The sequence below is a fragment of the Helicobacter sp. NHP22-001 genome, from assembly GCF_030270165.1.
Taxonomy (GTDB): Bacteria; Campylobacterota; Campylobacteria; order Campylobacterales; family Helicobacteraceae; genus Helicobacter; species Helicobacter gastrofelis.
This window is the reverse complement of the sequence record NZ_BSWS01000002.1, coordinates 101,847-113,355: the sequence shown is the minus strand read 5'-3', so window position 1 is coordinate 113,355 and position 11,509 is coordinate 101,847. Positions and strand designations below refer to the sequence as shown.

Here is an 11,509-nt window from a genome sequence, read left to right as displayed (position 1 = left end):
ACCCCTACTTAAACAAATATTGCCGCAAATGCGCCCCCACCTGCTCCAAGGGGTGCACCCCTAGGGCTTTGCGGCTCTCGTGGATTTGGGGATAGCCCTGCTCTTTCTCATCTAAGAAACTCTTTGCAAACGAGCCGTCCTGTATCTTCGCCAGAATGCTACGCATTCTTTCTTTCACGCTTGTATCCACGACTTTGCCCCCACTCACTAGCCCCCCATACTCAGCGGTGTTAGAGATATGCTCTTGCATGCTAACCAAGCCTTTAGCGTAAATCAAATCTGCAATCACCTTCAACTCTTGCACGCACTCAAAATAGGCGACTTCTTTAGGATAACCCGCCTCCACGAGGGTGTTAAAAGCGTTGAGCAGCAAGTGCTCCACCCCCCCGCACAGCACCGCTTGCTCGCCGAACAAATCGCAATGGGTTTCGTCCTTGAAGGTGGTTTCTAAAATCCCCACCCGCCCACAGCCCAAAGCGCAGGCATAACTTAGGGCGATTTCTTTGGCGTTTTTGTGGCTGTTGTCTTGCTGCACGCCCATTAACGCGAAGACTCCTCGCCCCTCTTTGTAATTTTCTCTTAGGGCATAACCCGTACTTTTGGGCGACACCAACGCTAAGCCCACACCCTCAGGGGCTTGCACCTGCCCGAAACACACGCTAAAGCCATGCGCAAAGATCAAAGTCTGTCCGGGCTGTATGTAGGGGGCGAGCTCTTGCTTGTAAATATCCCCGTGGATTTCATCGGGTAAGAGAAATGCCAAAGTGGAGCACTCTTTCACGCATTTTTTGACACTAAAGACTTCAAAGCCATCTTTTTTGGCAACGGCTGCACTAGGGCTTCCGTCATACAACCCGACTTGCACCGCCACCCCACTATCCCTCAAATTGAGCGCATGCGCACGCCCATGCGCCCCGTAACCCAAAACGGCGACCTTTTGGCTTAAAAGCGTTTCTAAATTGCCATCTTTGTCGGTGTAAATGGGTAAATCGCCCATAAATTACCCTTTTATTTATGATAAGTGCCTATTCTAAACGAAAACAACTTAAGTTTTGTTTTTAGGAGAGTGCGTGGCGCAAAACATCCAAGTGGAATTAGACTTTTTGCAAGACTTACTCTTAGAAATTTTACAGGAGTTTAGCCCTAAAAGCACTAGCTATTTTAGCACCCTCAAAAGCCTATTTAAAAGCTACGCCCCCCCCACGCAATTGGCCCAAGAATTGCAAGCCACGATTAAATCGGATCAAATCTTAGAAGTGATCAAAGCCTTTTCGCTCTACCACATCTTAGCCAATCTCGTAGAAGAGCGCTATAGAAACAAACAACCCTCCACCATGGGGCTAGCCAAAGCCCATAAAGATCTCAGCCAAGCGGGCTTTAGCCCTAAGGAACTTGCCGACAAACTGCAACACATCCGCTTTTACCCCGTTTTCACCGCCCACCCCACGCAATCCATGCGCCGCACCTTTTTAGAAGCGATCCAGGAAATGTTTGGCGATCTTGCTACGATTTTTGACCACCCCTGCGACCCTTTGGGGATGAAAAAAGCCAAAGAGCGGCTCGCCTACCGCCTGCGCCTGCTGTATAAAAGCCACCTCGTGCGCCAAGAAAAATTAGAGGTCTTGTTTGAACTAGACAACCTACTTTATATCCTAGAAAACTCGTTTCTGCCTAGCTGTTTAGATTTATGCCAACAAATCCAGGCGGCGTTTAAAACCCCCCCCACCCCCGCCCCGCTCAAACTGGGCAGCTGGATCGGCGGGGATCGCGATGGCAACCCCATGGTTACTAATGCCCTCATGCGTGAAGTCGTGGCGATCCAACACCACTTTATCATCGACCTCTACCTCAAAGAGCTAGACAAATTGCGCCGCGAGTTGTCTATCTCTGTGGACTTTTGCCCCATCTCTGCTGCCCTGCAAGCCGATTTAAACGAGTCCTATCACAAACTAGACCCCACGAGTGCAAGGTTGCACCCCAAAGAGCCCTTTAGAGCCAAATTGCTTTTAATGCAAACCAAATTAAAAAACCGCCTCATCGCCCTTAATTCGCCCACCCCCATTGACTTTAGCTACCAACACGCCGGCGAACTTGTTGCCGACATTGATTTGCTTTTAGAAAACTTAGAGCCCAGTTTGCAAGGCTCTATGCGCCGTTTTAAAAATTTAGTCTTGCTCACGGGCTTTCACTTGCTGAGTTTGGATTTTAGAGAACATCGGGCGGTGTTTGTCAATGCCCTGAGCGAGGTCTTTTCCCTGCTCTCTCTTGCCACCGACTTTTACGCCCTGCCTGAGGAGCAAAAGCTAGAAGCCCTCAACCACGCCCTCAAACTAGAGCCCATTTCCTTTTGGTCGCTGCTGCCGCAGGTGAGCGCAGAGTGCAAACGGCTACTAGAGGGCTTTTTAACCATGCTTTGGGCACAGTGCAAAATCGCCAAAAACGCCTTTTCAAGTGTCATCATCTCCATGACAACGCAGACAAGCGACCTACTCGCCGTGCTGTGGTTGGTCAAACAAGTGGGGCTAGAAAAAGATTTATACATCACTCCCCTTTTTGAAACCATTGAGGATTTAAACCACGCCCCCAAAATTTTAAAAGCCCTGCACGCCAACCCCCACTACCAAGCCTATTTGCAGGGCATGCAAAACACCCAAGAGATCATGGTGGGTTACTCCGATTCAAGCAAGGATGGGGGGATTTTTGCGAGCAACTACAACCTACACATGGCGATCTGCCGTTTGGTCGCTTTGGGTCAAGAGCTGGGCATTGAATTTATTTTGTTCCATGGGCGGGGGGGGAGTGTGAGTCGGGGCGGGGGAAGCTTAGAGGACGCTTTATTAAGTGCCCCGCTTTTTAGTGTGCAAGACACCTTGAAACTTACCGAACAAGGCGAAACCATCAGCTCGAGATACCTCAACAACACGAGCGCGCTCAATAATCTATCTAACATTGTGGGGGCGTTGCTAAAAAAGTCGCTCTACGATGAAAAGGGGATGTCTAAAAACCCCATTAGCCCCGCCACTAAAGAGCTCATGCAACAACTCTCAAAAATCTCTTACACCACCTACCGCCAGCTCTACACCATGCACGGCTTTTTGGAATACTTCAAACAAGCCACCCCCATCGCCTTTATCCAAGAGTTGAATTTAGGCTCACGCCCCGCCAAGCGCAAGGAAAGCACGAAGTTAGAGGATTTAAGGGCGATCCCATGGGTCTTTGCGTGGACGCAAAATAGAAGCATTTTACCGGCGTGGTTTGGCGTGGGCAGTGCGCTTAAGAGCGTGGATTTAGCCGATTTGCAAAAATGCTACCTTGAGGGTGGGTTTTTTAAGGTGGTGATCGACAACATCGCCCAAGTCTTATTAAAAGTGGATTTAGACACCGCTAGAGAATACCACCAATTCGCCCACGATGTCCCCAATGCTGCGCACATTTGGGCGCAGATTAAAAACGAATTTACCACGAGCCTAGAGCGCATTTTAGCTATCCGCCAAGAGAGCGCGTTATTAGAAAAAGACGAACTAGTTAGGCAAGGGATTTTATTTAGAACCCCCTACATCAACGCCCTTAGTTGCTTGCAAACCGAGCTCATCAAGGCGTTTAAGCACCACCCCAAAGACGAAATCAAGCTTGCCATACAAAGCACTTTAATTGGTATTGCTCAAGGCTTGAGAAACACCGGCTAGGGGGTTTCATGTTTTGGGTGTTGTGGCTTTTAGCGGTGGCTTGTTTGCAGGGTTTGACCATCCAAACCCTCCAAGATTTGCCCCTAAAACAAAAGAGTGGGCGTTTTAGCGGGTATGTCCTTTACAAAAACACCGCCCAAAAACAGCTCATTGTCGAGGGGGTGTATCGACTTCAGGGCAATCAACTTTTTTTACAGACCTTGCGCCTTAAAAAGTTACCCTCAAGCAAACGCGCAACGCCAGCAAAACACGCACTGCGTGTTTTGCCCCTAAAACTCCAAACCACGCAAGAGCTAGGTGCGCTTTTGCTAAATAAAATCCACAAAGGCACACGCATTTATTTCAAAGACCCTAGCCCCTCAAAAATGGCACAAATGCTAGACTTGCCTCCACAAACTTATCCGCACTTTGCGTCCCCACAAAGTGCCCCTTTTCTAACACCTCTAAGCCCCACAAGTGTGGGCGTAAACCCACCAAATATAGGCACGCAAAACCCGCCCCAAAACAGCACCAAAGAGAGCCAAGAGAATAAAAGTGTAAAAACCACATTCCCTACATTCCCCACCTACAACCCTAGAAGCTATAGCAGAAAACCCATGAGCACAAGAAAAACCACAAGCTCTAAGAGTTCTAGCCCACGCCCCAGCTCTGCTAGAAGTACAAGGGGTTCTACAGCCACAAGCCGCAATGCAGGCAGTTCTACGGGCGCAAAAAGCACCACAAGCACTAGAAGTTCTCCTTCTGCCCACAGTGCAGGCATACAAAGTAGAAACACACGCCGCTACAGCCCAAGGCGCACAAGCCCCAACCCCCAAAGTCCTCGTTCGAGCGCACAAAACACACCCCCTCTTTTAAGTCTGCCTTTAAGCACACAAGGGGCGCAAGAGGAAGCTTGTGGGGTTTGGAGCTATGACGATGAAAAATTGCAAGCCACACGCCCGAGTGTCGTGCGCGCTTTGGATAAAGCCAGCGGGCACTACATAGACATTAGCCCTTGTAGCCTTCAAGCCGACAGCGCACATGGCAAAGAGGCGGGGATCACGCTAGATTACGTAGAATTGCCCCCTAAAATTGAAGTGTTAGGACCCACCACGACCACACACACTTTTATTTTAAGCAAGGCAAATTACAGCGAAGGGCTATGCCCTAGAGCACGCACCCGCCAATGCCTGCAGATCGAGCCTAGCCGTGTTACAGAGTGGAGAAGCACCTACTCCACCACCACCACAAGGACCATTAGGACCTACCAACGCCCCCCACAAGTGGGGCAAGACACGCCCACAGAGTTTAGCACCACTACCGATGAGATCAAAGCCGAGAGAAAAACCGACATCAAAAAGAACGACTTACACTTAAGTCCTAAGTTTTTAGAGTTTGTAGAAGTGTATGAAAAAGAGTATTTGGATAGCCAAGTGGCGCACTCTAAAGAATATTTGGAGTGGCAAGATAAGTATGTCCGCCCAAGTCAAGGCACTTGCAAAGAATACCAAGTGCAAGAGCTGAGTAAAGGTCAAAAAACGCGCCCAAGCATCCACAACACCCGAATCCTTTGTGTCAAGAGCGGAAACTATCTACTAGAAGAAGATAAACAAAAAGTTAATTGAGCCAAATTTTTTAGAAAATCTTAAGTTTATTAGAATACAATACGCCAACTTTATTAAAAAAGTTCGATTTTTATTACTGGCTCTGCCGGTGGTTAGGTTGAGGGCTTTCGGGTTCTCTGTGTTTTGTGTTCGACCTTTAAAATTTAGAGCGAGGAGTTTTTCGCATCATGCATAAAAGATTGCTTTCGGCTTTGATAGCCTCTTTGGCGTGCCAAGCGGCTTTAGAAGCTAAGGATAAAACCTATACTTTGGGTAAGGTGTCCACCACCGGACAAAAAGGTAAAACCGACTACTCCGGACATGTCAATTTGGGCTATAGCGGAATCACCGCTCCTAAAAGCTGGCAAGATGAAGAGGTGAAAAAATACACCGGTAGCCGCACAGTGATCTCGCATAAAGCCCTCAGCCAACAGGCCAACCAAAGCATCGAAGAGGCCTTACAAAATGTCCCGGGCTTACAGGTGAGAAACGCTACTGGCGTGGGGGCGATGCCCAGTATCCAAATCCGCGGCTTTGGCGCGGGCGGGTCCGGGCACAGCGATGCCACGCTCATGCTCGTCAATGGCATTCCCGTTTATATGGCGCCTTACTCGCACATTGAGCTAGACATCTTCCCCGTAACCTTCCAAGCCATCGATCGCATCGATGTGATCAAGGGCGGGGGAAGCGTGCAATACGGACCCAACACCTATGGCGGGATCGTCAATATCATCACCAAGCCCATTCCCAAGCACTGGGAAAACCAAGTGGCGGAGAGAACCACCTTTTGGGCTAAGGCGCGCAATGCAGGATTTGCTGCGCCTCCTGGCAAAACCGGTAACCCATCTTTCTTAAAATCTTTGGGCAATGACATCCTTTACAACACCTATGTGCGTAGCGGAGGGATGATCAACAAACATGTCGGCGTGCAGGCACAGGCTAACTGGGTCGATGGACAGGGCTTTAGGGACAACAGCCCGACCAATATCCAAAACTACTGGCTCGATGGAGTCTATGACATCAACGAAAAAAACGGCATCAAAGCCTACTACCAATACTATAAATTCAACATCGCCCAGCCCGGGAGCCTAAGCGCAGAGCAGTACCAAGAAAACCGCTTTGCCAACATGCGTCCTTTGAACTCCAAAGGCGGGCGATCCCAGCGCTTTGGCATCGTGTATGAAAACCGCTTTGGCGATCTAGAAAAGGTGGGCGGTACTTTTAGCTTCACCTACTATGGGCAATTCATGACGCGCGACTTCCAAGTGAGCTCTAGCTACAACAGCGCGAACATGGTGACTTGCTTTAGTGCTGCAAGCTGTGCGGCGCAGGGGCTTAGTGGCTACAACTTAGCCGTGCCCTACTACGCCACGAACTACAATGGTTGGGCGGAGGTAGAAAACCCCGTGCGCTCCATCAACAACGCCTTTGAGCCTAAGGTGAATCTCGTGGTGAATAGTGGCAAGGTCAAACAAACCTTTATCATGGGCTTGCGCTACATGACCACCACCTTTTTACAACGCCAATACATGAACACCAACAATTGCGCGACCCAAACGAGCGGAGAAGGCAAGGGCTTTTTGTGTGCGGGGGCTAATGATATGAGCGGCTGGCAACCCCACATCAAACATGGTTTGTATAAGAACTGGAATAACTGGCGCAACGACTACACCGCCGTGTATTTGAGCGATCGCATCGAGACTTGGAATGGGCGCTTTTTTGTGGTGCCCGGACTGCGCTACGCTTTAGTGCAATACAACAATGAAAACGCCGCTAACTGGGCCTCCATCCCCAAAAAAGATCTAGAAAAGATCAAAAATATGAACAACTGGATGCCCTCGACTAATATAGGCTTTATCCCCATACAGGGCGATCACACGCTGCTCACTTACTTTAACTACCAACGCTCCTATGTCCCACCACAATTGGATGTTTTGAGCTATGGCGGGGCGGAATACTTCACCCAACATTTTGACACCGTAGAAGTTGGGGCACGCTACACTTATAAGAGTAAGGTTAGCTTCAATGCCGACTTTTTCCGCATTTGGGCTAGAGATTTTGCGACCGGGCAATATTCTATCTACACCAGCGGACCTATGAAGGGCAATGTGCGCCCCGTCAATGGCTATTCTCAGGGTGTAGAGTTAGAGGCATACTATAGACCCATTCAGGGTTTACAGCTCCACGCGGCCTTCAACTACATTGACACGCGTGTTACCAGCCACGGACCCTTAACAGACCTCAATGGCGATGTGCTGCCCGGGACCAGCTACAACAAGCACTTCCCTTTTGTGAGCCCCTACCAGTTCATCTTAGACGCGCGCTACACCTATAAAAAAACCACCCTTGGTTTGTCTAGCTACTTTTACAGCCGGGCTTACAGTGGGATCAGCAACAGCGCAGCGGGGGGCTACTATGGGACACAACACTATAGTGCAGGTGCTAACTTTGAGAGCGTGTTAAATAGCGGCTACCAATGTGCGGCGTGGTGTATGACCCAACACGAGGGGATGTTGCCCTGGTATTGGGTGTGGAATATCCAAGTGAGTCAAGTCTTTTGGGAGAGTGGGCGGCATAAAATTGTGGGTAGCTTACAGGTGAATAATATTTTCAACATGAAGTATTACTTCACCGGCATCGGTTCTAGCCCAGCAGGTTTGCAACCCGGCCCCGGGCGCTCGGTTACGGCGTATTTGAGTTACACTTTCTAAACTTTAGATTGGGTGATTTAGGCTATAATGTGGTTTTAATTTTGAATAAAGGCTAGCCATGTTGCGATCTCTTTACAGTGCGACCACAGGAATGCTCGGGCAACAAACCCACATCGACACCACTTCTAACAACATCGCCAATGTCAACACCGTGGGCTTTAAACGCCAACGGGCAGACTTCAACGATCTCTTCTATCAGGCTTTGCAATACGCTGGCACCTCCACCTCGGACACCACCAAATCGCCCAATGGCATTGAAGTGGGCCTAGGTGTGCGGACTTCCAGTGTGACGAAAATGTTCTCTCAGGGCAGCCCTAAAGAAACGGAGAACAACCTAGATTTAGCCATCACAGGCAAGGGGTTTTTCCAAGTGCAAATGCCCGATGGCTCTACGGCTTACACCCGCGCGGGCAATTTTAAAATTGACGATCAGGGCAATATGGTAACCACCGAGGGCTATTTACTCATCCCCCAAATCACCTTCCCCCAAGACACCACACAAATCAGCATCGGCGTGGATGGCACGGTGAGTGTAACGCAGGGCAATGCCAGCACTTCTAATGTGATCGGGCAAATCACCCTAGCCAATTTTATCAACCCCGCGGGGTTGCACGCTTTGGGCGATAATCTTTTGGCCGTAACCTCTGCTAGCGGTCCGGCCATTGTGGGTAACGCCAATGCCGATGGCTACGGGCAGTTGCGCCAAGGGTTTTTGGAGCTTAGCAATGTGCGCTTGGTTGAGGAGATGACCGATCTCATCACTGCCCAACGCGCCTATGAAGCCAATTCTAAGACGATCCAAACTGCGGATAATATGCTCCAAACGGTCAATAGTTTAAAACGCTAGGGGGCTTGACAAAGTCTTTTCTTTTACGTTAGAATGTGGGGTTTGTTTAATTTTTATAAAGGAGTTTATGGTATGGTGAAAAAAGCAATCAGCAATCAGCAATCAGCAAGGACAAGGCAAGTAAAAGTAAGTTTCTAGCCCTCTTTGGCTCTCTAGCCCTTTGTTCTTTTGCCCCTTTGAGTGCCGAGAAAAACGGGGTTTATACTTCCATAGGGTTTCAATACAGCATGGTTAAGACGACCAATAGTGGCGCAAGTTATGGGAAAATGAAGGTTGAACAGCCTACTTTCAGCTATAAAAACGGGCAAAGCAACATGTATGGCTTTGGCTTTAACATAGGCTACAAAGCGTTCTTTGGCAAAAGCAAACGCAATGGGTTGCGTTTCTTTGCCTACTACGATTATGGCTACAGCAACCCCAACTTTGATGGCCCACGCTATAACCTCAATGCCTACGGGGCGGGCATGGATTATCTCTTTGACTTCATCAACAAAGATGATACGCAAGTGGGCTTTTTTATCGGCTTTGCGCTTGCGGGTAACTCTTGGAACAACTCAGGAGCGTCTAATATAGAATCCACAGCTAAATATCTCAATGATGTCTTAGCCCCCTTAGCTGCCGCAAATGATGGAAGCGTAAAAGCCAGCACAAATTTTAGCTATTTTCAACTCCCTATCCAATGGGGGATTAGGGCAAATGTCAGCAAACACCAAGGTTTCGAGTTTGGCATGAAAATCCCCTTAGTGCGCAACTACTACTTTAAGTCGGTCGCCAAAAGCAATGCCCCCGGCGACAAAGCCGTTCACATTGACGGCATCACCTTCCAAAGAAGCGTGGTGTTCTACGCCAACTATGTGATCAACTTCTAGGCTAAGACTCTCTTAGCCAAAGTGGGGGGGTCGATTTGCAAGGCTTGCTCGACTAAAGAGCTTTTGCCATGCGCGGGGTAGCAATCTGCCACTTCAAAACTTTCAATGCTGACCCCCCCGCCCAAAAACTCTAACAAGGCGCTAGCTACTCCCCCCATTAAGTAGGAATCGCTAAAGACATAGATTTTAGAGTAGCGGGGCAGAATTTCTTTAAGCGCACTATCTAGGGGTTTTAAAAAACATAAATCCAAGAGAGCCACTTTTAGCCCCTTGTCTTCTACAAGTTTTAAGGTTTGGTGCGCCCGCCCCACGCCATTGCCATAGCCCACAAATAAAATATCTCCCTCATGTTTGAGAAGTGCGCATTTGCCTAGCGTGTAGGGCGTGGGCGCAAAAACCCCCTCTTCTAGCAAAAACGCCCCCCGTGGGTAGCGAAAAGCACAGGGACCCGTTGTGTGCTCTTTAGCAAAATGGATCGCATTTTGTAGCGTAGCGTTGTCTCTTGGGGCAAGTAAAGTCATATTAGGGATCGGGCGCAAATAGGCGATGTCTAACAAACCTTGGTGGGTTTCGCCATCCTCGCCCACAATCCCGGCGCGATCGATCGCAAATTTTACAGGCAAGGACATGATACCCACATCATGCACGATTTGATCGAACGCCCTTTGTAAAAAGGTCGAGTAAATGCTGACAAAGGGTTTAAAGCCCTCTTTGGCTAAAGCCGCCATAGAAGTTACGGCGTGTTGCTCGGCAATGCCGACATCCCAAAATCTTGTAGGGTAGCTGTCTATGAGTTTGCCAAGCCCCGTGCCCCCGGGCATGGCTGCCGTCACGCCCACGATTTTATCATCACGGCTGGCTAGTTCAAAAAGTGTGTTTGAATAAACTTGGGTGGGGTTAGCCACTTTGGGTGCGCTTTTGAGGCTTTGCCCCGTTTCTAAGTCAAAGGGACCCACGCCATGCCACTTTTCATACTTGCCCTCTGCCATTTTATAGCCCTTGCCCTTAGTGGTTTGGGCGTGGATGAGTAGGGGGGTTTTGGTGTCTTTGGCAATTTTTAACGCTTGCGTGATCGCCTCTAAGTCGTGCCCGTCAATGGGACCTAAATAGCTGATGCCTAGCTCTTCAAAGAAAATCCCCGGGGTGATGAGCTTTAAGGATTCTTCAAAGCGGTTAGCTAAATAATTCACGCCCTCGGGCATGGACTTTAAAATGTTTTTGATCCTCTCTCTAAAAGACTGGTAGAGTGGGCGTGCCATGAGTTGCGATAAGGCGTTGCTGATCGCGCCTATGGGCTTGGCGATACTCATTTCGTTGTCGTTTAGCAAAATCACTAAGGGGTATTTGCGATCGCCCAGCTCATCTAAAGCTTCGTAAGCAAGCCCTGCACTCAAACTTCCATCGCCCACCATCACCACCGGCACTTCTGCCTTGCCTTGCAAAGCGTAAGCCTTAGCCACGCCCACGCCCACAGAGATCGCCGTAGAGCTGTGCCCGGCGATGAAGTAGTCGTAGGGCGACTCACTAGGGCGCACAAAACCGCTAAGCCCGCCCATTTGGCGCAAAGTGCTAAAGCTCTCAAAGCGTCCTGTTAAAAGTTTATGGGCGTAGGCTTGGTGGCTGGTGTCAAAGATGAAGGGGTGTTTGTCCTTGTCAAAGACATTATGCAAGCCCACAATCAGCTCAATCGCCCCAAGAGACGAGCTTAAATGTCCCCCATGCGCACTCACCACTTCTAAAATCCGCTCCCTCAGTTGGGCACACACCCGCTCTAAATGGGGCAAATCTCTTTGATAAACTTCTAAATCCATGC

At 49.2% G+C, this 11,509-nt stretch carries 7 protein-coding genes; 5 read left to right on the top strand and 2 right to left on the bottom strand.

Going from position 1 to position 11,509, the window contains the following annotated elements; all coding sequences use genetic code 11:
- Positions 1-4 precede the first annotated feature (4 nt).
- A complete protein-coding gene (gene ilvC, locus QSJ47_RS03380) occupies positions 5-997 on the bottom strand; it encodes a ketol-acid reductoisomerase (RefSeq protein ID WP_285602427.1) in 993 nt (330 codons plus the stop codon).
- Positions 998-1,070: 73 nt separating this feature from the next.
- On the opposite strand from ilvC, the gene QSJ47_RS03375 reads away from it, so the two are divergent.
- The 5 genes from QSJ47_RS03375 to QSJ47_RS03355 all read left to right on the top strand — a co-directional run bounded on the left by QSJ47_RS03375 (position 1,071) and on the right by QSJ47_RS03355 (position 9,696).
- The gene (locus QSJ47_RS03375; protein ID WP_285602426.1) at positions 1,071-3,686 is read left to right on the top strand and encodes a phosphoenolpyruvate carboxylase; all 2,616 of its coding nucleotides are present in this window, start codon (positions 1,071-1,073) and stop codon (positions 3,684-3,686) included.
- A gap of 8 nt (positions 3,687-3,694) precedes the next feature.
- Positions 3,695-5,290: a hypothetical protein gene (locus tag QSJ47_RS03370; protein WP_285602425.1), complete on the top strand. Its 1,596-nt coding sequence runs from the start codon at positions 3,695-3,697 to the stop codon at positions 5,288-5,290.
- A 167-nt stretch (positions 5,291-5,457) separates the two neighbouring features.
- The gene (locus QSJ47_RS03365; RefSeq protein WP_285602424.1) at positions 5,458-7,980 is read left to right on the top strand and encodes a TonB-dependent receptor family protein; all 2,523 of its coding nucleotides are present in this window, start codon (positions 5,458-5,460) and stop codon (positions 7,978-7,980) included.
- A 58-nt stretch (positions 7,981-8,038) separates the two neighbouring features.
- Positions 8,039-8,827, top strand: a complete 789-nt coding sequence (gene flgG / locus QSJ47_RS03360; protein ID WP_285602423.1) for a flagellar basal-body rod protein FlgG — start codon at positions 8,039-8,041, stop codon at positions 8,825-8,827.
- Positions 8,828-9,054: 227 nt separating this feature from the next.
- Complete coding sequence (locus tag QSJ47_RS03355) at positions 9,055-9,696, top strand: outer membrane protein (RefSeq protein ID WP_221271133.1); 642 nt, start codon at positions 9,055-9,057, stop codon at positions 9,694-9,696.
- Here QSJ47_RS03355 and dxs read toward each other — a convergent pair.
- Positions 9,693-11,507: a 1-deoxy-D-xylulose-5-phosphate synthase gene (dxs, locus tag QSJ47_RS03350; protein ID WP_285602422.1), complete on the bottom strand. Its 1,815-nt coding sequence runs from the start codon at positions 11,505-11,507 to the stop codon at positions 9,693-9,695. The two genes, QSJ47_RS03355 and dxs, sit on opposite strands and share 4 nt — an antisense overlap.
- Positions 11,508-11,509: the final 2 nt, after the last annotated feature.